This is a genomic window from Massilia suwonensis, assembly GCF_042655665.1.
GTDB lineage: Bacteria > Pseudomonadota > Gammaproteobacteria > Burkholderiales > Burkholderiaceae_D > Telluria > Telluria suwonensis.
In genome coordinates this window covers 270,583-290,268 of record NZ_JBHSMR010000014.1, presented here as the reverse complement: position 1 = coordinate 290,268, position 19,686 = coordinate 270,583, and the positions used below count along the sequence as shown (strand labels likewise).

Below are 19,686 nucleotides of genomic sequence, written 5' to 3'. Positions count from 1 at the left end.
TCATCAAGGCCAATGGCCTTGATGACCCCTACGTTACGCAACTGTCGTAGTGTCATTCGATGTACCCACATTTTTAGGCAGGATACAGTGGCGCCGGGAGGCGCGCAACCAGCCGGCGCGCACACTCCGCCTTCGTCACCGCCTCGCGCGTGGCCAGCATGCGCTCGACCAGGCGCTGCGCATGCGCGACCAGCTGCGGGTGGCGCACGTCGGGCGGATGGAGGGACAGGCGCACCAGCCGCGACTGCGCCATGCAGCGCGCGGCGGCGCTGGCGGCCAGCGGCGACAGGGCCCGCCCAAGGGCGTTCCTGGCCGTGTAGACGAGCGAAGGCGCGAACACCGAGCGGCCCTGGCGCAGCAAATGAAAGCGCGTGAAAGTCGTCGTGTACGAGAACGCGAATTCGGGCAGCACGCGCCAGGAGGCTTCGCCCAGCAGCCAGGCCGGCGGCACGAAGCCGGCTACCGGCCAGTCGCGCTGGCGGAACCATTCCAGGCCGAGCGCGATCCGCTCGCGCGCTTCTTCCGCGGCCAGGGCTGCGAACTCGCCTTCGCGCTGGGTGTAGACGCCGCGCAGGAAGCGCTGGCGCAGACCAGGCGATGCGCGCGCGGTGTCGAGATGCGTGTAGCCGTGCAGCGCCAGCTCGTCGCCATGCGCGAGCGCCGCATCCAGCCCGCGCCGCATGGCGCCCTCGTCCACGAATTTCTCATCCCCCATGCGCTCGTGGTAGCGCGGCACCACCAGCCAGGTCAGGCGGATTTGCGCCACTTCGCGCATGGCCCGCGCCAGGCGCGCGCATTCGTCCCAGGTGCCGGGCGCGACGTCGTGGATCGACACGCACAGCATGGGGTCCTCGGTTTCCTCGTGCGCCAGGTGCCGTTCAATCGGTGACACAGATGCTCCTCGCTCCGGGTTCGTCCTGGCCGCGCGTGCCGAGCACGGCCTGGTAGCGCCGCATCACCTGCGGCAGGATCTGGTTCCAGTCGTAGTACTCGGCCGCCTTGCGGCGCGCGTTGGCGCCGAGCTGGGCCAGGTCGCGCTCGTAGATGGCGTCGATCGCGGCGGCCAGGCTGTCGACGCAGTTGGGCCGCGCCAGGATGCCGGTGTCATCGTCGACCAGTTCGGCCACCCCGCCGCCGCTGGTCGCCACCACCGGCAGGCCGCAAGCCATGGCTTCGAGCACGATCAGGCCGAAGGTCTCGCGGTCGCCCGGATGGACCAGCACGTCGCAGCTGGCCAGCAGGCGCGCCAGGTGGCGCTGGTTGCGCTTGAAGGGCATGTAGGTGATCTGCGGGTAGCGCGGCAGGTCGCGTCCGCCGCCGATCATCACGAGGTGGTAGGGCCGGCCGAGTTTACGCACCGCCTCGATCAGCAGCGGCAGGTTCTTCTCGAGCGTGAAGCGGCCGGCGTAGACCAGCAGGCGCGCATCGCTTGGCAGGCGCAAATGCGCGCGCAGGGTCTCGACCCGGCGCGCCGGATGAAAGACGCTGCTGTCGATGCCGAGCGGCTGGTGGCAGGCGCCCGGCACGCCCATCGCCTGCAGCTGCTCGACCATGACGCGGCTGGGCGCGAGCACGAGGTCGAACTGGCGGTACAGGTGGGACAGGTATTTGCAGGTGACGCCCTCCGCCGTTTGCCCGAAGCGCGGACGCACCAGGCGCGGCAGGTCGGAGTGATAAAAGGCGATGGCCGGCACGCCGAGGCGGCGCCGCAGCTGCAGGGCGGCCCAGGCGCTATGGCCGGCGTCGCCGACTTCGATCAGGTCGGGCGCGGCCTGGCGCAGCAGACGCGCGGGCGCGCGCACCGAGGTCGGCATGCGAAAGCCGTTGATGCCGGGCAGCGCGAACGCGGGCACGCGCACCAGGGCCGGGGCGTCGCCGCCGCTGTCGACGTTCGGGCTGAGGATGGTATGCCGGACGCGGCTATTGCGCGCCAGCCAGCGTGCCTTGGCATTCAGATAGGTGCTCACGCCATTGCCTTCGGCGGCGTAGAACATCGTGATGTCGACTAGGTGCATGCTCGCAGGTCCGCTAAAGGTCAAGCCCACGATAGCAGCGGACTTCCGATGCCGATTGCGCGCACGCAAACGGCACCGTCTCGAACAGCTATCGGGTTCTTAGCAGAAGATTATGCACTGCGCCTATCGAGCATGGCGCGCGCGATGGTGCCGGCGTCGACGTACTCGAGCTCGCCGCCCACGGGCACGCCGCGCGCCAGGCGGCTGACCTTCAGCCCGCGCGCCTTGAGCATTTCGCTGATGTAGTGGGCAGTCGCTTCGCCCTCGTTGGTGAAATTGGTCGCCAGCACGACCTCGCCGACGACGCCGTCGGCCGCACGCCCGACCAGTTTGTCGAGGTGCAGGTCCTTGGGACCGATGCCGTCCAGCGGCGACAGCCGCCCCATCAGCACGAAGTACAGGCCCTTGTAGGTCAGGGTCTGCTCGATCATGATCTGGTCGGCCGGGGTCTCGACGATGCACAGCAGCGAGCGGTCGCGCGTCTCGTCGGCGCACATCTCGCACACTTCGGTGTCGGCGAAGGTATTGCACATCGCGCAGTGGTGCACCGAGTCGACCGCCTGGTAGAGCGCGCGCGACAGCATGGCCGCGCCTTCGCGGTCGTGCTGCAGCAGGTGGAAGGCCATGCGCTGGGCCGACTTGGGGCCGATGCCGGGCAGGCGGCGCAGCGCCTCGGTCAGGAAGTCGAGTGACTTGGACATGTCAGACCCCGCGCCAGGCCTCGAAGGCCTCGGCCGTCATGGTCGGGGTGAATTCGGTGATCTCGTAGCGCGCCAGGTCGGCCAGCGCGAACGGATCTCCGCTCAGGATGCGCTCGAGCGCGCCGCGGCTGGGCGCGCGCGCGAGGATGATGCCGCCGTCGCGCGGCACCTTCGCGCCCGACATCAGGAAGATGCCGGCCGCGTACTGCCCCGCCAGGAATTCGCGGTGCGCGGCCAGGCGCGCATCGATCTTCGCGAGCGGTGCGGTATAGGTGAGCGAGACGATGAACATGAACGCGCGTGGAGTCCGCTCAGAACGGCATCTTGAAGCCGGGCGGCAGGCCAGGCATGCCGGCGGTCAGGCCGCTCATCTTCTCGGCGGCGGTGGCTTCGGCCTTGCGCACGGCGTCGTTGAAGGCGGCGGCGACCAGGTCTTCCAGCATGTCCTTGTCGTCGGCCAGCAGCGATGGATCGATCTGCACGCGTTTGACGTCGTTCTTGCAGGTCATCGTGACCTTCACCAGGCCGGCGCCCGACTGGCCTTCGACTTCGATCTGGGCCAGCTGCTCCTGCGCCTTCTTCATGTTGTCCTGCATGGCTTGCGCCTGTTTCATCAAGCCTGCGAGCTGGTTCTTCATCATGGTGTGGTTCTCCAATAAATAGTTTATAAGGGGTGCTCAGACCGGCGGACGCACCGAGCCGGGCACGACGAAGGCGCCGAAGGTACGCTCGAGGTCCTGCACGAAGGGGTCGCCGGCGACGATCGATTCGGCCAGGCGCTGGCGCTCCTCGCGCGCGGCCTTGGCTTCGGCGCTGGCGGTGTACCAGACCGGCCCGATCTCGGTTTCGACCGTGATGCGCTTGCCGGCAAAAATCTCCTGCAGGGCCGCCTGCAGCTTTTCGCTGTTGCCGCTGGCGCGCAGGGTGTCCACAGGCACGCGCAGCTTGAACACGGCCGAGGCCGCGTCGGCATGGCAGCCGACCAGTTCGGTCTGCAGGGCCAGCTGCTGCGACACGCCGCGCAGCGGCAGGCCGGCGGCCAGGGCCGGCCAGTTGCCGTCCCAGTCGAGTGCAGGCACGGGCGTGATCACGTACTCGTGCGGCGGCCGGGCCGGCGCGCGCGCGGCCGGCGGTGCGCTTACCGGCGCGGTTACGGCGGCGGCTTCGGAGGCGACGGCGGTGTCGTCGGAAAATTCGGTGACCCAGGACGGCGGCTCGTCGCTATTGTCTTCCTGCTGCCGGGCCTGCGCCTGCGGGCGCGCCATGGCCTGCGGCTGCTGTCCGCCGGACCAGGGCGGCGGTGTAGCGCCCGGTCGCGTGCCCTGCGCTGCCGCGGCAGGCGGTGCGGATGGGGCGCCGCCGTCGGGGTGGCCGCCGCTCGGGCCCACCTGGATCGGACGGTCAGGCGCGGCCGGCGCCGCCGGGGCTGGTGCCGGTGCCGCATCGGCGCCCGGACGCTTCGGCGCGACGCGCTGGCCGGAGGCGGCACGGGCCGCTTCCAGCGCGGCATTGATCGCGGCGCGCGCCGAATTCATGGCCGGGGCCGGGTTGGCCGGGCCGCGATCGGCTGCCGGCGGGGGAGCCGCCGGACGCTGGGGCGCGGCGGCAGGCGCCTGCGCGGCCGGCGCCGGCGCCGGGCTGGCGGCGGAAGCGGCACGCGCCGCCGGTGCCTGCGCGCGCGGCGCGGCTGCCGCAACGGGTGCGGCAATACGTTCCGCCCCGCCCTGTCCTGGCCGGAAGGCCAGCATGCGCAGCAAGGTCATCGTAAAGCCGGCGTACTCGTCCGGCGCCAGGCCGATCTCGTTACGGCCGTGCACGGCGATCTGGTAGAAGAGCTGCACTTCCTGCGGGTCGAAGGCCGCGGCCAGGCGCAGGATGTCGGCCAGTTCCGGCAAGTCTTGCGGCACCGCGTTGGGCACCGATTGCGCCAGCGCGATCCGGTGCAGCAAGGTGCCGAGGTCCTGCAGCGCGCCGTTGTACGACAGGCTGCGGCTGGCCATCTCGTCGGCCACGGCCAGCAAATCGGCGCCGTTCTCGTTCGCCAGCGCGTCGAGCAGGCGCACCAGGTAGGACTGGTCGAGCGCGCCCAGCATGCCCTGCACCGCATCCAGCGTGACGGCGCCGGCCGCGTAGGCGATCGCCTGGTCGGTCAGCGAGAGCGCATCGCGCATCGAGCCGTGCGCGCCTTGCGCCAGCAGGCGCAGGGCCGGCTGCTCGAAGCTCACGCCTTCCTGGCCCAGGATGTTTTCCAGGTGGCCGACGATGTGGCCCGGCGGCATCTGCTTCAGGTTGAACTGCAGGCAGCGCGACAGCACCGTGACCGGAATCTTTTGCGGATCGGTGGTGGCAAGGATGAACTTGACGTGCTCGGGCGGTTCCTCGAGCGTTTTGAGCATCGCGTTGAACGCATGATTGGTCAGCATGTGCACCTCGTCGATCATGTAGACCTTGAAGCGTGCATTGCTCGGTGCGTAGACGGCCTGCTCGAGCAGCTGGGCCATCTCGTCGACGCCGCGGTTGGAGGCGGCGTCCATCTCTATATAGTCGACGAAGCGGCCGGCGTCGATCGCACGGCAGGCTTCGCATTGTCCGCAGGGCTGGGCCGTGATGCCGCCGTTGCCGTCCGGCCCGGTGCAGTTGAGCGACTTGGCAAGGATGCGCGAGAGCGTCGTCTTGCCGACGCCGCGGGTGCCCGTGAACAGGTAAGCGTGGTGCAGGCGGCCGGTATCGAGCGCGTGCGTGAGCGCGCGCACCACGTGCTCCTGGCCGACCAGCGTTTCGAAGTTCTTGGGGCGGTATTTGCGGGCGAGGACTTGATAGGACATACCGCGATTTTACCGCAGTTGGGCCGCGTCGGGCAGTTTCCCGGCCGAGTAGGCTTGCCCTTGTGGCAAGCCTGCCCCGGCCGGCTCGTATCAGGCCGGCAGCAGCGCCGGGCGTGGCGCCGTGGCGCCGGTTTTGTCCAGATGGAACACGGCGACCACCTCGGCCAGGTGCGCCGCTTCGTCCTTCAGGGCGCCGGCCGCGGCGGCCGCGTCGTGCACCATGGCGGCGCTGTCGCGGGTCTCGTCGTCCATCGCCTGGACCGCTTCGCTGATCGCCGCGATGCCCTGCGCCTGGGCGCGGCTGGCGCTGCTGATCTCGCCGATGATGCCCGACACCTGGTGCACGCTGTCGACCACTTCGGCCATCGTGCGTCCGGCCTGCTGGGCCAGCGTGCTGCCGGCGCCGACCTGGGCCATCGATTCCTCGATCAGGGCCTTGATCTCGCGCGCCGCGCCGGCCGAGCGCTGCGCCAGGTTGCGCACCTCGCCGGCGACGACCGCGAAGCCGCGGCCCTGCTCGCCCGCGCGGGCCGCCTCGACGGCCGCATTCAAGGCCAGGATATTCGTCTGGAAGGCAATGCCGTCGATGACGGCGATGATGTCGCCGATCCGGCGCGAGGAGGCATCGATCGCCTCCATGCGCTCGACCACTTCGGTCACGACCTGGCCGCCGCGCGCGGCCACCTGCGAAGCCGAGCCGGCCAGCGCATCGGCCTGGCGCGCGTGCTCGGCGTTGCGGCGCACGGTGTCGGTCAGCTCGGCCATCGAGGACACCGTGGCGCGGATCGCATCGGCCTGGCGCCCGGTGCGCTGCGACAGCTCGGCATTGCCTTCGGCGATCTGGTGCGAAGCGGCGCTGGTGGTGTGCACGCTGCGCTGGACGCTGGCCAGCGAGCGCTGCAGCAGCGCCACGACTTCCTGCAGGGCGCGGCCGCTGTCGCTTCGCGCTTGCGGCTGGGCGCGCAGGTCGATCGCGCCCTTGCCTGCCTGCAGGGCCGCGACGCTAACGCGCAGCTCGGCCGACTGCAGCGCTTCGCGGCGCAGCACCCGGGCCAGGTGGCACAGCACGAGCGCTTCGGCGGCGACATAGGCGGCATGCACCAGCACCATGCCGAAGCCCGGCTCGAGCAGGCAGCGCACGCCGAAGCCGAGTTCCTGCAATTGACTGAAGGAGAGGTGATGCAGCGCGGTGACGCCGGCCGCCAGCGCGATCACGGCCCAGTCGCGGTAGCACAACAGGAAGGCGAGCACGACGAAGATGCCGAAGTGCAGTTCGTTGCGTCCGGCGCCCTGGTGGATGTGCAGGGCGCACATGGCGATCATCGCGACGCCGGTCACCAGACGCGTTGGGCGCGCGCCGGGCGCGGCCAGCATCAGCAGGGTCGGAACGGCGGCGACCGGCAGGCCGACGGCAAGCGCCCAGCCCATGGTGTCGTGCATGGTCGACAAGGCCAGGGCGAGGACGAACATCGCCCACAAAATCGCGACCATCAAACGGTCCGCCTTGTGCGCATGGTGCCGTAGCGCTTCTTCCACCTGCAAATTGCTCATTCCGCTCTCCTGATTTATTGAAATTATTGGAAACGGGTGAGCTTACAGCAAAAAGATTTCCACTCGGAACTAAAAATCGACAAAGCCTGGACAGGCTGTCCCGAAATTTGTAGGAATTGATTACCTTAAACAAATGTTTGTAGCTTTAAAACAATTGTTCAACGGGCGGAACGAGGCAACGCTGAATGATAGCGCTGAGAGAGACGATGCAGGAGGGGAAATAAAAGGAAGGAGGCGAGCCTGATCTGCGGCACTTGCGGTGAACGGCTTTGGCTGCTTCGTTCCCGACCTGACCAGGTAAACCATGCCACAATGCGCAGGGGCCCGCCAGCGGCCATTATAACCGACCCCGCCGGTTTTGGGGCCGCTTGTTGCAATGGCTATTGCAATGGCTATGTCAACAGCGCCAGCAAGGCATGCGCACCCGGCTCGGACGAGGCCGGATTCTGGCCGGTGACGAGCAAGCCGTCGGTCAGCACATACGGCGCCCAGTCCCCTGCCTTGCTGTACTGGCCACCATTTTTCACCAGCATGTCTTCGACCAGGAAAGGAACCACGTCCGTCAGCCCGACGGCCGCCTCTTCGGTATTGGTGAAGCCGGTCACGCGCTTGCCCTGCACCAGCGGCTTGCCGTCCGGCCCTTTCACTTTTCCCAGCACGCCCGGCGCGTGGCAGACGGCGGCGACCGGCTTGCCGGCGGCGATCATGGATTCGATCAGGCGGATCGAATCCTGGTCGTTGGCCAGGTCCCACAGCGGACCGTGGCCGCCGGGATAGAACACGGCATCGAACTGCTCCGCCGAGACGCCGGCGAGCTTGACCGTATTGGCCAGCGCCTGCTGCGCGGCCGGGTCTTGTTGAAAACGCCGGGTCGCCTCGGTCTGGGCATCCGGCTCGTCGCTCTTCGGGTCGAGCGGCGGCTGGCCGCCCTGCGGCGAGGCCAGCGTCAGGGTCGCGCCGGCATCCTTGAATACATAATAGGGAGCGGCGAACTCTTCCAGCCAGAAGCCGGTCTTCTTGCCGGTGTCGCCGAGGCGGTCGTGCGAGGTCAGCACCATCAGGATGTTCATCGGGCCTCCTTCAAGGTTCTTGATCGAAGGCCGAGTCTAGCCGAGCGCCGCTTCGCGCGACGCACGATCGCCCTACAGGCCCAGCTGCTGCCAGATCTCGTCGACGCGCTGCTTGACCTCCGGCGCCATCACGATCGGCGTGCCCCATTCGCGATTGGTTTCGCCGGGCCACTTGTTGGTGGCGTCGATGCCCATCTTGCTGCCCAGGCCGCTGATCGGCGAGGCGAAGTCGAGGTAGTCGATCGGCGTGTTATCGACCAGCACCGTGTCGCGGGTCGGATCGACCCGGGTCGTGATGGCCCAGATCACCTCTTTCCAGTCGCGCACGTCGACGTCCTCGTCCACCACCACGATGAACTTGGTATACATGAACTGGCGCAGGAAACTCCAGACCCCGAACATCACGCGCTTGGCGTGCCCGGCGTACTGCTTCTTCATCTGCACCACGGCCATGCGGTAGCTGCAGCCTTCGGGCGGCAGGTAGAAGTCCGTGATCTCGCTGAACTGCTTTTGCAGCAGTGGAATGAAGACCTCGTTCAGCGCCACGCCCAGCACCGCCGGCTCGTCGGGCGGCTTGCCCGTATAGGTCGAGTGATAGATCGGATCGCGCCGCATCGTGATGCGGTCGATCGTGAACACGGGGAAGCTGTCCTGCTCGTTGTAGTAACCGGTGTGGTCGCCGTACGGACCTTCCAGCGCATGCTCGAAGCCCGACGGATGATTCTCGTCCGGATAGATATGGCCTTCCAGCACGATCTCGGCCGATGCCGGCACGCGCAGTTCGCTGCCGATGGCTTTGGTCAGCGTGGTGCGCTGGCCGCGCAGCAGGCCGGCGAACTGGTACTCGGACAGGCTGTCCGGCACCGGCGTCACCGCGCCCAGGATGGTGGCCGGGTCGGCGCCCAGGGCGACGGCCACCGGATAGGGCTGGCCCGGGTTGGCGAGCGCATGCTCGCGGAAGTCGAGCGCGCCGCCGCGGTGCGCCAGCCAGCGCATGATGACCTTGTTCGGCCCCAGCACCTGCTGGCGGTAGATGCCCAGGTTCTGCCGCTTCTTGTTCGGCCCCTTGGTGATCACCAGGCCCCAGGTGATCAGGGGCGCGACGTCGCCCGGCCAGCAATGCTGGATCGGCAGGCGCCCCAGGTCGACGTCTTTACCCTCCCAGACGATCTCCTGGCAGGCCGCGCCCTTCACTTCCTTCGGCGCCATGTCCCACACGGCTTTGACGAGCGAACCCAGGCCCATGATGTCCTTGAAGCCGCGCGGCGGCTCGGGTTCCTTCAGGCGCGCCAGCACGTGGCCGATTCGGCGCAGCTCGCCGACGTCGTCCGCGCCCATGCCCAGGGCGACGCGCTGCGGCGTGCCGAACAGGTTGGCCAGCACTGGGATACTGTGACCGGTCGGTTTTTCGAACAGCAAGGCCGGCCCGCCGGCGCGCAGGACGCGGTCGGCCACTTCCGTCATCTCGAGATGCGGGGAAACCGGGGTACTTACACGCCGAAGATCACCATTTAGTTGCAGTTGGGACATAAAATCCCGAAGATCTGAATATTTCATCAAGTTTTGCTTGTTTTTTCACTTGCTTGAGGTTAATCAAATACCTGCGCCAAGTATTTGATTTGGCAAGGTATTGCTGAGCTCACGACCCAAAAGTCAGATCTATAAGTTATAAAGCGCAGTCGTGCTAGTATTGACTTGGTATAAACGACCTCCTACAATCGCACCTACTTGATGAGACGGCCATTTTTGAAAGCAGATTGTAGCCGCTCTCATAACTTCACGGGGTCGGGGCCCCAATGACATTTTAAGGAGTGTTTCCACCAGGCGTCTGCCTGAACCCCCGAGACAGTTGTTGAGCCACTGGACCGCACCCGCCCTGGGCTAGCGACCAGCTGAAGCAAAGCAATGACGGCGTTTTGGTCTTCCACACTGGAAGCCCTGACGATTTTTCTGATGCACGGCATTGGTAACCTCCGCAGCGCTTAGAGCGCCGCGACGGGATCCTTTTCGCCGCGACAAAGGGGACTTCGATGATCAATCGTTTGTTCGGCACGAGCGCAAGGCTCGTCCACCTGGCCAGCCAGCCAATCACGTTTTCACAAGTGAGCAAAACGGCACGTGGTCTGTTGACCACCATGCAGCACACCCTGACCGTATTCGGTCTCTCGGCAGTGGCGGTACTGGCCCTGCTCTATCTGAATCCAGATGCAGCGAAAAAAGTTTCGCAATTGCTGCACCCAGAAACCGTTGCCGCCGCACCCGCCAGCACCGTCGTCGCGGCCGCCGCCCCAGCCACGGTCCAGGACGCCGCGGTGGAAACGAAGCAGGACAAGGCCGACGCCAAATACCTCGGCAACAGCAAGCAGCAGCAGAACGTCACCTCCTGGCTCGCCAAGCGCTACCGCGTGGCCGGCGACGCGGCCAACATGCTGGTCTCGACGGCCTACACGACGGCCCACGAGATCAAGCTCGATCCCCTGCTGATCCTGGCCGTGATGGCCATCGAATCGGGCCTGAACCCGTTCGCCGAAAGCCCGATGGGCGCCAAGGGCCTAATGCAGGTCATGGCCAAGGTCCACCACGACAAGTTCGAGAACCTCGGCGGCGCCGAAGCCGCGCTGAATCCGGTCGCCAACATCAAGGTCGGCGCCCAGATCCTGAAGGATTACGTGAAGCGCACCGGTTCCGTCGAAGGCGGCCTGAAAACCTATGTGGGCGCGGCCGACATGGAAGACGATTCGGGCTATGGCGCCAAGGTGCTGGCCGAATACAAGCGCCTCAAGATGGTTGCCGGCGGCAAGAAGGTGCCGACCGTCACCCCGCCCGCGCCGACCCAGATGGTCGTCAAGAGCGCGCCAGCCGCCCAGCCTGCGGCAGCGCCGGTGAAGGCCGCGGAACCGGTCCAGGCCGAGCCGCAGGCGGAAGCTCTGGCGACGCTGTAAGTACCGATCGTTCACTCCTCGTGGCCACCGCTTGCGGTGGCTTTTTTTATGGGCTGTCGCCACTAAACGCTGGTAACTACCCGAGACGGTGGCGCACCGTAGGGTGGACCGGGCGGCGAACCGCTCCTGAGTCCACGCGTTACGTGCGGTTGAACGCTCGCGGCCCAGGGGCTCGCCCGCGGCATGTGTGCGCCAATGTTCGTGGCTGACGGAAACGTTATACCAAAGGACGAACACGTACGCGTGGACTCGGGAGCGGTTCGCCGCCCGGTCCACCCTACGGTGCACGACCTTCACGGGCATTAAAAAAGCCACCGTGCTCTTCAGCAACGGTGGCTTTTTGCCTCCCTACTATATATAGAGGGAATCAGCGCCGCGCGTCGGCCCCAACCTCTTCCGGACGCAGTTTCGACGCCAGCTTGTCCAGCACGCCGTTGACGTACTTGTGGCCATCGATGCCGCCGAACGACTTGGTCAGCTCGACCGCCTCGTTGATCACGACGCGGTACGGAATTTCCGGATGGTTCTTCAGCTCGAAAGCGCCCAGCAGCAGCACGCCGTGCTCGATCGGCGACAGGTCGGCCACCGGACGGTCGATCAGCGGGGCGATCGTTTCGCGCAGCTCGACCGAGGTCGTGATGGTGCCGTTCAGCAGCGACGAGAAGTACTCGCCGTCGGCCTTGTCGAAGCCGTGGGCGGCGCGGATGTTGTTGGCCACCTGGCTCGATGGCTCATTGTTCAGCAGCCATTGGTACAGGCCCTGCAGCGCGAACTCGCGCGCGCGGTGGCGCGGCGTGCGGTTCTTGCTCGGGTTGGCGTGGGTGGTCTTGTCGGTCATATTGGTCCTTCGCTTACTCTTCTTCTTCCTCGGGGTGCAGCTCTTCCAGCGCCAGCAGCAGGTTGGCCATCTCGACCGCAACCTTGGCCGCGTCGGCGCCCTTTTCCGCCATGCGCACTTCGGCCTGCTCGTCGGTCTCGGTGGTCAGCACGGCGTTGGCGATCGGGATGCCGTAGTCCAGGCCGATGCGGGTGATGCCGGCGCCCGACTCGTTCGAGACCAGCTCGAAGTGGTAGGTTTCGCCGCGGATCACGGCGCCGAGTGCGATCAGGGCGTCGAACTGCTGGGTCTCGGCCATCTTCTGCAGGGCCAGCGGGATTTCCAGGGCGCCCGGCACGGTCACGTGCAGGATGTCCTCGTCGGCCACGCCCAGGTGCTTCAGCTCGGCCAGGCAGGACGACAGCAGGCCATGTCCGACGTCGGCATTGAAGCGCGCCTGCACGATCCCGATGCGCAGGTCCTCGCCTGTCATGTTGCTCTCATAAGTTCCTACCGTCATGGCTGCCCTCTTCTTAGTGTGTTCGTATTAGTTAGTGTGTATGGTAACGCCTCAGGCGCCCGGATTCGCGATGTAACCGGTGACTTCCAGGTCGAAACCGGTCATCGACGGCATCTTGCGCGGATTGGCCAGCAGCTTCATCTTGCCCACGCCCAGTTCCTTCAGGATCTGGGCGCCGATGCCGTAGGTGCGCAGGTCCATCGTCGCCGCGCGGCCGGTCGGACGCGCGCCCGGCGCATCCAGCGAAGTGAACTGCGCGAACAGCTGCTCGGCCGTCTCGCCGCAGTTCAGCAGCACGATCACGCCCGAATCGCTTTTCTTGATCGCTTCCATGGCCGAAGCCATGGTCCAGGAGTGGGTGGTGGCGCGGTGTTCCAGCACGTCCAGGATCGACACCGGCTGGTGCACGCGCACCAGGGTTTCGTTTTCGCGCTGCACGTCGCCGTGCACCATCGCCAGGTGGGCGCAGCCGCTCGGCTTGTCGCGGTAGGCGACCAGCTTGAATTCGCCCTGCGCCGTGTTCAGCGTGCGCTCGGCAACGCGCTCGACCAGGCTTTCGTTCTCGCTGCGGTAGTGGATCAGGTCGGCGATGGTGCCGATCTTGAGGCCATGTTCCCTGGCGAATTCGATCAGGTCCGGCAGGCGCGCCATGGTGCCGTCTTCCTTGATGATCTCGCAGATCACCGAGGCCGGGGTCAGGCCGGCCATCTCGGTGAGGTCGCAACCGGCTTCGGTGTGGCCGGCGCGCATCAGGACGCCGCCCTTCACCGCACGCAGCGGGAAGATGTGGCCCGGCTGCACCAGGTCGTCCGGCCTGGCGTTCTTCGCCACCGCCACCTGGATGGTGCGGGCGCGGTCGGCCGCCGAAATGCCGGTGGTGACGCCTTCGGCCGCTTCGATCGAGACCGTGAAATTGGTGCCGAAGGAGGTGCCGTTACGGCTCGTCATCATCGGCAGGGCCAGCTTGTCGCAGATGTCCTCGCTGAGTGTCAGGCAGACCAGGCCGCGCGCGTGGCGGATCATGAAGTTGATCGCTTCCGGGGTGACGAAGTCCGCCGCCAGTACCAGGTCGCCCTCGTTCTCGCGGTCTTCCTCGTCGACCAAGATGACCATGCGGCCGGCACGCAGCTCGGCAACGATTTCCTGAGTACTAGAAATAGACATTCGAATCCTTGAAACGGTGACGCATCGTGCGTAATCCGCTATTTTAAAGGATTTGCCGCCGTTTAACCGAGTCCGATGCGAGGAACTCGACAGTACGATTCCAAAAATGAGTGTGACAAATACCACAATTAACGTTGCCCAAATGCAACAAAGTGCATTTGTTCAAAAATAATTGTTAAATTCCATGTTTTAATAAGCAACTTTGTCATGCATGCGTCATGCAAAGGATTATGATTTACCACAGTCAGGGCTAACGTGCCGGCGTGCTGCCGCCGGCGCATTCATGGAGTAGTTATGCTGGGATCAACATTCGTCCATCAGTTCACCGCCGCAGCCCGGGAGCACAACTGATGGCCACCATCCTCATCGTCGACGACCGGCCGAGCAACCGCGCCTACCTGCTGGCCCTGCTCGGCTTTACCGAACACCGGCTGCTGGAAGCCGAAGACGGCGCCGCCGCCCTGCAGCTGGTGCGGGCCGAACGTCCCGACCTGATCATCACCGATATTCTGATGCCGACCATGGACGGCTACGAGTTCGTCCAGCGCCTGCGCGCCGACCGCGCCCTGGCCGCGACCCGCGTGATCTTCTATTCGGCCGTGTATGCCGAACGCGAGACGATGGCAATGGCGCGCAGCTGCGGCGTGCAGACCGTGCTCTCCAAGCCATCCGATCCGGCCGACATCATGGCCGCGGTGAACGCGGAACTGGGCCTGTCGGCCGCGGCACAGAACACTGCCCCCGCTCCGGCGCAGCCGGCGCGCAGCACGCCTGGCGTGGCCGCGCCGCCCGCCGCGCCGCCGGCCGACAGCCGTCTCGCAAACCGCCTGGCCGCGCTCGAGGACATGTGCCTGCACCTGGCCGGCGAGCGCCGCGTCGAAGGCCTGGTCGACCTGTTCCTGCAGGCCGCCCAGCGCATCCTCGACGCCGACCAGCTGGCCCTGTGCCTGCTCGAGAGCGACGAACGCACCGTCAGCCACCTGGCCGCGCGCGGCCTGGACGGCGCGCTGCTGTCGGCGCATGCCATCGGCACCCGCCTGCCCGGCGCCCTGCTGCAAACACGCGAAGTGCTGCTGCTGGCCGAGGGCGACCCGCTGCTGGCCACGCTGCCGCCCGGCCTGCCGCGCTGCGGCTCCTTCCTGGGTCTCGCGGTGCGCGACCTGCGCCACCTGCACGGCTGGCTGTTCCTCGTACGCGCGCCGAGCGCGCCGGCCTTCGAGCGCGAGGACGCGCGCTGGGCTTCGACCCTGGCCGCCCACCTGGCGGTGGCCTACGAAAACCTGAACCTGTACGCCGTGGTCCAGCGCCACGCGGCCCAGCTGCAGCTGGAAGCCACCGCCCGCGCGGAAGCCGACGCCGCCCTGCGCGAGAGCGAACACCGTCTCGAACTGGCGCGCCAGGTCTTCGACAGCACCCAGGAAAGCATCATGATGACCGACGCCTGCGCCAATATCGTCGCGGTCAATCCGGCCTTCGAACAGATCACGGGCTTTCGCGAAGCGGAAGTCGTCGGCAAGAACCCGCGCCTCTTGCGCTCGGGCCGCCACGACGCCGGCTTCTACCGCTGCATGTGGAACGGCCTGGAAGAGGACGGCCAGTGGCGCGGCGAGATCTGGAACCGCCGCAAGAACGGCGAGGTCTACCCCGAGCGCACCAGCATCAGCGCGGTACGCGACGATGCGGGCAACCTCACCGCCTACGTCTCGGTCTCGACCGATCTGTCGGCGCTGAAGGCGGCCCACAACCAGCTCGACTTCCTGTCGAACCACGATGCGCTGACCCTGCTGCCGAACCGCTCGCTGTTCCACGACCGCCTGCAGCAGTCGATCGCGGCGGCGCGGCGCGACGGCAGCCAGCTGGCCCTGCTGCTGGTGAACGTCGACCGCCTCTCGCGCATCAACGACAGCCTCGGACACGCCGCCGGCGACGCCCTGCTGCGCGAAGTGGCGCGCCGCGCCAAGGAAATCGCCGGACCGGCCGACACCGTCGCGCGCCTGTCGGGCGACGAATTCGTGCTGCTCACCAGCTGCGACGACACCGAGGACATCATCTTCACCGCGCAGCGCCTGATCGAAGCGATCGCGCAGCCGCATTCGGTGGTCGGGCACGACGTGGTCGTCACCGGCAGCATCGGCATCAGCGTCTTCCCGCGCGACGGCGACGTGCCGGGCGACCTGCTCAAGGCTGCCGACGCCGCGCTGGCGCACCAGAAGGACGCCGGCCGCAACGGTTTCCGCTTCTTCAAGGGCGAGATGAATGCCGAGGCGATGCGCTGGCTGGCGCTGGAGACGCGCCTGCGCCGCGCCATCGGCCAGGCCGAACTGGCCCTGCACTTCCAGCCGCAGGTGGCGGGCGAGGACGGGCGCGTGCTCGGCATGGAAGCCCTGCTGCGCTGGCACAGCTCGGAGCTGGGCCGGGTCTCGCCGGCCGACTTCATCCCGCTGGCCGAGGACACCGGTTTGATCCTGCCGATCGGGGACTGGGTGATCCGCCAGGCCTGCCTGCAAAATAAAGCCTGGCAGGATGCGGGCCTGCCGCGCGTGCCGGTGGCGGTCAACGTTTCGGCGCACCAGTTCAAGGCCGGTACGGTGCCGCAGGTGGTGCGCAACGCATTGGCCGAATCGGGCCTGGAGGCGCGCTACCTCGAGATCGAGCTGACCGAAAGCGTCATGATGGGCGACACCACGGCGGCCGAAGCCCAGCTGGCCGAGCTGCGCGCGATGGGCGTCTCGCTCTCGCTCGACGACTTCGGCACCGGCTATTCCTCGCTCGGCTACCTGTCGCGCTTCTCGCTCGACAAGCTGAAGATCGACCAGGCTTTTGTCCGCAACATCACCAGCGACCCGCGCAGCGCGGCGATCGCCCAGGCCACCATCGCGCTGGCCGAAGGCCTGTCGCTGCGCGTCGTGGCCGAAGGCGTCGAGACCCTGGCCCAGCGCGACTACCTGGGCCGGATCGGCTGCACGACCCTGCAGGGCTATCTGTACAGCCAGCCGCTGCCGGCGCGCGAGATGGAGATGCTGTTGCAGGCGGGGCGTATCACGGTTTAGGACAGGACGCGAAGAAGGCGGCTGCTCGACCGGTGTAACGCGTGGAGTCAGGACTCCACCCTACGAATCGGTCTAGCCGTAGGGTGGAGTCCCGACTCCACGCGTTTACGTGCGCTTGCACACCGCACGGCCGGTACAATGGCCGCTCGACGCCTTTCCACGGAAGCCCCGATGTTCGCTCAATTCGTCCGCTACGCCTGTCTCGCCGCCGTCCTGTTCCTGCAGCCCTTCAGCGCCGGCGCCGCCCTGAAGCTCGACGCGCCGATCCCGGTCGGCCCCCAGGTCAAGGTCGGCAAGCTGCCCAACGGCCTCACCTACTACATCCAGAAGAACACGCGCCCCGAACGCAAGCTCGAACTGCGCCTGGTCGTCAAGGCCGGCTCGATCCTGGAAGACGAGGACCAGCAGGGCCTGGCCCACTTCGTCGAGCACATGGCCTTCAACGGCTCGACCAATTTCAAGAAGCACGAGCTGGTCGACTACCTGCAATCGATCGGCGTCAAGTTCGGGGCCGACCTGAACGCCTACACCTCCTTCGACGAAACCGTCTACATCCTGCCGATCCCGCTCGATCGCCCGGAAAACCTGGGCAAGGCCTTCCAGGTGCTCGAAGACTGGGCGCACGGCCTGTCCTTCGACGAGGACGTGATCGACAAGGAACGCGGCATCGTGCTGGAAGAACTGCGGCTGGGGAAAGGCGCGGGCGACCGCATCGGCAAGCAGGTCTACCCGAAGATCTACAACGGCTCGCGCTATGCCGAGCGCCTGCCGATCGGGAAGGAAGAGGTGCTGCGCAACTTCAAGCCCGAGACGCTGAAACGCTACTACCGCGACTGGTACCGGCCCGACCTGATGGCCGTGGTGGCGGTCGGCGACATCGATCCGAAGACCATCGAGAAGCTGGTCAAGGCCCACTTCTCGAAGCTGAAGAACCCGAAGCCGGCGCGGCCGCGCGTATATGCCGAGATTCCGCAGCGCGAAGAGACCGAGGCGGTGGTCGTCACTGACAAGGAAGCCGGCGGCAACAGCATCCTGGTGCGCTATCCGGTGCAGAAGGTAGCAGAGCCCGACACGGTGCGCGGCTACCGCGAGCAGCTGGTCGAAGGCCTGTTCACCGGCATGCTGGGCGCGCGCCTGCAGGAGCTGTCGCAGCTGGCCGAGCCGCCTTTCCTGCGCGGCGGCAGCGCCCTGGGCAAGCTCACGCCCTTCTATAAATCCTTTAACTCGAGCGCCGTGATCGGCCCCGGCGGCGCGCCCAAGGCCATCGACGCGCTGGTGCGCGAGAACGAGCGCGCGCGCCGCTACGGCTTCGGCCAGGCCGAACTCGATCGCGCGCGCAAGAACATGCTGCGCAGCTTCGAGCGCCTGTACAACGAGCGCGAAAAGACCGATTCCGGCGCCTATGTCGCCGAGTACATGCGCAACTTCCTGCAGCAGGAACCGATCCCCGGCATCGCCGCCGAATACCGCTACGCCAACGAGATGCTGCCCGGCGTGACGCTGGACGAGATGAACGCCTACGCGCGCCGCACCATCCCCGCCAACTCGGGCAAGCTGGTGATCTACACCGGCATCGAGCGCGCGGACACCCCGCCGCCGCAGGGCGAGGCGCTGCTGGCGGCGCTGGCCGTGGCCGAGAAGGCCGAGGTGGCGCCGCACGAGGAAAAGGCGCTCGGCAGCCAGCTGATGGCCCAGCCGCCCAAGGCCGGCAGCATCGTCGAGGAACGCGAAGACAAGACACTCGGCCTCACTAACCTGACGTTCTCGAACGGCGTCAACGCGATCCTGAAGCCCACCGACTTCCGCAACGACCAGGTCGTGGTGAGCGCGGCGCGCTACGGCGGCCAGAGTCTGTTCGGCGACGGCGACATCCTGAATGCGCGCTACGCCAACGCCATCGTCGCCAGCATGGGCCTGCAGGAGTATTCGCCCCTCGATCTGTCGAAGGTCCTGGCCGGCAAGGCGGCCGCCGTGACGATGGGCCTGGCCGGCTACAGCGAAGTGCTGGGCGCCTCCTCCGGCGCCACCGACATCGAGACCATGCTGCAGCTATTGTGGCTGCGCTTCGACGCCGTGCGCCGCGACGAGGATTTGTTCAAGTCCTTCATCGGCAAGCAGGTGGAGGCGGCGCGCAACCGCCTCGGCCAGCCGGGCGCGCGCTTCGGCGACGCGGTCGTCGCCACGCTCTACAACAACCACCCGCGCGCACCGCGTCCGCTACGGCCCGAAGAGTACAGCCAGATCAGCCTGGACCGCAGCATCGCCATCTACCGCGAACGCTTCTCGAGCGCCAAGGACTTCACCTTTGTCATCGTCGGCAGCTTCGATCCCAAGGCGATGAAGCCGCTCTTGGCCACCTATCTCGGCAGCCTGCCCACGCCCGACATCCCGACCGCCTGGCGCGACGTCGGCCTGCGTCCGGTGAAGGGCGTGGTCAAGCGCGCCGTCTACAGCGGCAGCGAACCGAAAAGCACGATCTCGCTCACCTTCACCGGCGAGGCGCCCTTCTCCGAGCTGGAGCAGATGCGCCTGCAGGCCCTGGTCGAGATCCTGAATATCCGCATCATCGAGGTGCTGCGCGAGCAGCTGTCCCTGATCTACGGCGGCAGCGCCGGCGCCCAGCTGGGCCGCATCCCCTACGGGAATTACACGCTGTCGGTGACGCTGCCGACCGGTCCCGAAAACGTCGACCGGGTCTTGAAGGCGACCTTCGACGAATTCGAACGCCTCAAGCGCGAAGGCCCGTCGGCCGCCGATCTGGCCAAGGTCAAGCAGAACTGGATCCAGAACCACCGCAAGGCGCTGCGCGAGAACGGCTACTGGCTGGGCCGCATCCAGGCCGCGCTGCTCGACGGGACCGATCCGGCCGACATCCTGACCCACGAGCAGCGCGTGAATGCGCTCGGTGCCGGCGAAGTGCAGGAGGCGGCGCGGCGCTACCTGAACACGGAGAATTACGTGCAGGTGGTGCTGTATCCGGAGAAGAAGGAAGTGCCCGCAGCCCCGTAGGGTGGGCGCCCCCGTGCCCACC

General features: G+C 66.7%; 15 protein-coding genes and 1 other RNA gene. 3 read left to right on the top strand and 13 right to left on the bottom strand.

Features of this window, described 5'->3' with window-relative positions; genetic code table 11:
• Window positions 1–73 precede the first annotated feature (73 nt).
• The 10 genes from ACFPQ5_RS21620 to ubiD all read right to left on the bottom strand — a co-directional run bounded on the left by ACFPQ5_RS21620 (window position 74) and on the right by ubiD (window position 9,719).
• Entirely contained in the window at window positions 74–892 is an 819-nt protein-coding gene (locus ACFPQ5_RS21620; protein ID WP_379760679.1) for a DUF2334 domain-containing protein, read from the bottom strand.
• Window positions 879–2,015: a glycosyltransferase family 4 protein gene (locus ACFPQ5_RS21615; protein WP_379760677.1), complete on the bottom strand. Its 1,137-nt coding sequence runs from the start codon at window positions 2,013–2,015 to the stop codon at window positions 879–881. The genes ACFPQ5_RS21620 and ACFPQ5_RS21615 overlap by 14 nt, the downstream gene beginning before the upstream one ends.
• A 110-nt stretch (window positions 2,016–2,125) precedes the next feature.
• Complete coding sequence (gene recR / locus ACFPQ5_RS21610; protein WP_379760675.1) at window positions 2,126–2,716, bottom strand: recombination mediator RecR; 591 nt, start codon at window positions 2,714–2,716, stop codon at window positions 2,126–2,128.
• A 1-nt stretch (window position 2,717) separates the two neighbouring features.
• The gene (locus tag ACFPQ5_RS21605) at window positions 2,718–3,008 is read right to left on the bottom strand and encodes a YciI family protein (protein WP_379760673.1); all 291 of its coding nucleotides are present in this window, start codon (window positions 3,006–3,008) and stop codon (window positions 2,718–2,720) included.
• A 19-nt stretch (window positions 3,009–3,027) separates the two neighbouring features.
• Window positions 3,028–3,357 carry a YbaB/EbfC family nucleoid-associated protein gene (locus ACFPQ5_RS21600; protein ID WP_229439345.1) on the bottom strand — a complete coding sequence of 110 codons (330 nt, stop codon included), beginning with the start codon at window positions 3,355–3,357 and terminating at the stop codon, window positions 3,028–3,030.
• Window positions 3,358–3,393: 36 nt separating this feature from the next.
• Window positions 3,394–5,541 (bottom strand): DNA polymerase III subunit gamma/tau, encoded by a 2,148-nt coding sequence (locus ACFPQ5_RS21595; RefSeq protein ID WP_379760670.1) that lies wholly within the window; start codon window positions 5,539–5,541, stop codon window positions 3,394–3,396.
• 90 nt (window positions 5,542–5,631) lie between these two features.
• Window positions 5,632–7,092 carry a methyl-accepting chemotaxis protein gene (locus tag ACFPQ5_RS21590; protein WP_379760668.1) on the bottom strand — a complete coding sequence of 487 codons (1,461 nt, stop codon included), beginning with the start codon at window positions 7,090–7,092 and terminating at the stop codon, window positions 5,632–5,634.
• 230 nt (window positions 7,093–7,322) lie between these two features.
• Window positions 7,323–7,421, bottom strand: an RNA gene (gene ffs, locus ACFPQ5_RS21585) — signal recognition particle sRNA small type.
• Between the two features lie 63 nt (window positions 7,422–7,484).
• Complete coding sequence (locus tag ACFPQ5_RS21580; protein ID WP_379760666.1) at window positions 7,485–8,162, bottom strand: type 1 glutamine amidotransferase domain-containing protein; 678 nt, start codon at window positions 8,160–8,162, stop codon at window positions 7,485–7,487.
• 72 nt (window positions 8,163–8,234) lie between these two features.
• Window positions 8,235–9,719, bottom strand: coding sequence for a 4-hydroxy-3-polyprenylbenzoate decarboxylase (gene ubiD, locus ACFPQ5_RS21575; protein WP_379760664.1), 1,485 nt, complete (start codon window positions 9,717–9,719; stop codon window positions 8,235–8,237).
• Between the two features lie 473 nt (window positions 9,720–10,192).
• Here ubiD and ACFPQ5_RS21570 point away from each other — a divergent pair, with 473 nt between their 5' ends.
• Window positions 10,193–11,104, top strand: coding sequence for a transglycosylase SLT domain-containing protein (locus ACFPQ5_RS21570; protein ID WP_379760662.1), 912 nt, complete (start codon window positions 10,193–10,195; stop codon window positions 11,102–11,104).
• A 367-nt stretch (window positions 11,105–11,471) separates the two neighbouring features.
• Here ACFPQ5_RS21570 and nusB read toward each other — a convergent pair whose 3' ends face one another.
• From nusB to ribBA, 3 genes are read right to left on the bottom strand one after another with little or no spacing between them, the layout of a single operon-like run.
• Complete coding sequence (gene nusB / locus ACFPQ5_RS21565; RefSeq protein ID WP_136218412.1) at window positions 11,472–11,942, bottom strand: transcription antitermination factor NusB; 471 nt, start codon at window positions 11,940–11,942, stop codon at window positions 11,472–11,474.
• Between the two features lie 13 nt (window positions 11,943–11,955).
• Window positions 11,956–12,441: a 6,7-dimethyl-8-ribityllumazine synthase gene (gene ribH, locus ACFPQ5_RS21560; protein ID WP_056339428.1), complete on the bottom strand. Its 486-nt coding sequence runs from the start codon at window positions 12,439–12,441 to the stop codon at window positions 11,956–11,958.
• A 51-nt stretch (window positions 12,442–12,492) separates the two neighbouring features.
• Window positions 12,493–13,605 carry a bifunctional 3,4-dihydroxy-2-butanone-4-phosphate synthase/GTP cyclohydrolase II gene (ribBA, locus tag ACFPQ5_RS21555; protein WP_379760659.1) on the bottom strand — a complete coding sequence of 371 codons (1,113 nt, stop codon included), beginning with the start codon at window positions 13,603–13,605 and terminating at the stop codon, window positions 12,493–12,495.
• A gap of 350 nt (window positions 13,606–13,955) precedes the next feature.
• Here ribBA and ACFPQ5_RS21550 point away from each other — a divergent pair, with 350 nt between their 5' ends.
• Together ACFPQ5_RS21550 and ACFPQ5_RS21545 are read left to right on the top strand one after the other, a co-directional pair.
• On the top strand, window positions 13,956–16,655 hold the full coding sequence (locus ACFPQ5_RS21550; protein ID WP_379760657.1) for a two-component system response regulator: 2,700 nt from the start codon (window positions 13,956–13,958) through the stop codon (window positions 16,653–16,655).
• Between the two features lie 171 nt (window positions 16,656–16,826).
• The gene (locus tag ACFPQ5_RS21545) at window positions 16,827–19,664 is read left to right on the top strand and encodes a M16 family metallopeptidase (RefSeq protein WP_379760655.1); all 2,838 of its coding nucleotides are present in this window, start codon (window positions 16,827–16,829) and stop codon (window positions 19,662–19,664) included.
• Window positions 19,665–19,686: the final 22 nt, after the last annotated feature.

Bases quoted from the DNA above. Each gene is read 5' to 3' on its own strand.
- ACFPQ5_RS21615 (WP_379760677.1), bottom strand. From the start codon at position 2,015: ATGCACCTAGTCGACATCACGATGTTCTACGCCGCCGAAGGCAATGGC.
- recR (WP_379760675.1), bottom strand. From the start codon at position 2,716: ATGTCCAAGTCACTCGACTTCCTGACCGAGGCGCTGCGCCGCCTGCCC.
- ACFPQ5_RS21605 (WP_379760673.1), bottom strand. From the start codon at position 3,008: ATGTTCATCGTCTCGCTCACCTATACCGCACCGCTCGCGAAGATCGAT.
- ACFPQ5_RS21600 (WP_229439345.1), bottom strand. From the start codon at position 3,357: ATGATGAAGAACCAGCTCGCAGGCTTGATGAAACAGGCGCAAGCCATG.
- ACFPQ5_RS21595 (WP_379760670.1), bottom strand. From the start codon at position 5,541: ATGTCCTATCAAGTCCTCGCCCGCAAATACCGCCCCAAGAACTTCGAA.
- ACFPQ5_RS21590 (WP_379760668.1), bottom strand. From the start codon at position 7,092: ATGAGCAATTTGCAGGTGGAAGAAGCGCTACGGCACCATGCGCACAAG.
- ACFPQ5_RS21580 (WP_379760666.1), bottom strand. From the start codon at position 8,162: ATGAACATCCTGATGGTGCTGACCTCGCACGACCGCCTCGGCGACACC.
- ubiD (WP_379760664.1), bottom strand. From the start codon at position 9,719: ATGAAATATTCAGATCTTCGGGATTTTATGTCCCAACTGCAACTAAAT.
- ACFPQ5_RS21570 (WP_379760662.1), top strand. From the start codon at position 10,193: ATGATCAATCGTTTGTTCGGCACGAGCGCAAGGCTCGTCCACCTGGCC.
- nusB (WP_136218412.1), bottom strand. From the start codon at position 11,942: ATGACCGACAAGACCACCCACGCCAACCCGAGCAAGAACCGCACGCCG.
- ribH (WP_056339428.1), bottom strand. From the start codon at position 12,441: ATGACGGTAGGAACTTATGAGAGCAACATGACAGGCGAGGACCTGCGC.
- ribBA (WP_379760659.1), bottom strand. From the start codon at position 13,605: ATGTCTATTTCTAGTACTCAGGAAATCGTTGCCGAGCTGCGTGCCGGC.
- ACFPQ5_RS21550 (WP_379760657.1), top strand. From the start codon at position 13,956: ATGGCCACCATCCTCATCGTCGACGACCGGCCGAGCAACCGCGCCTAC.
- ACFPQ5_RS21545 (WP_379760655.1), top strand. From the start codon at position 16,827: ATGTTCGCTCAATTCGTCCGCTACGCCTGTCTCGCCGCCGTCCTGTTC.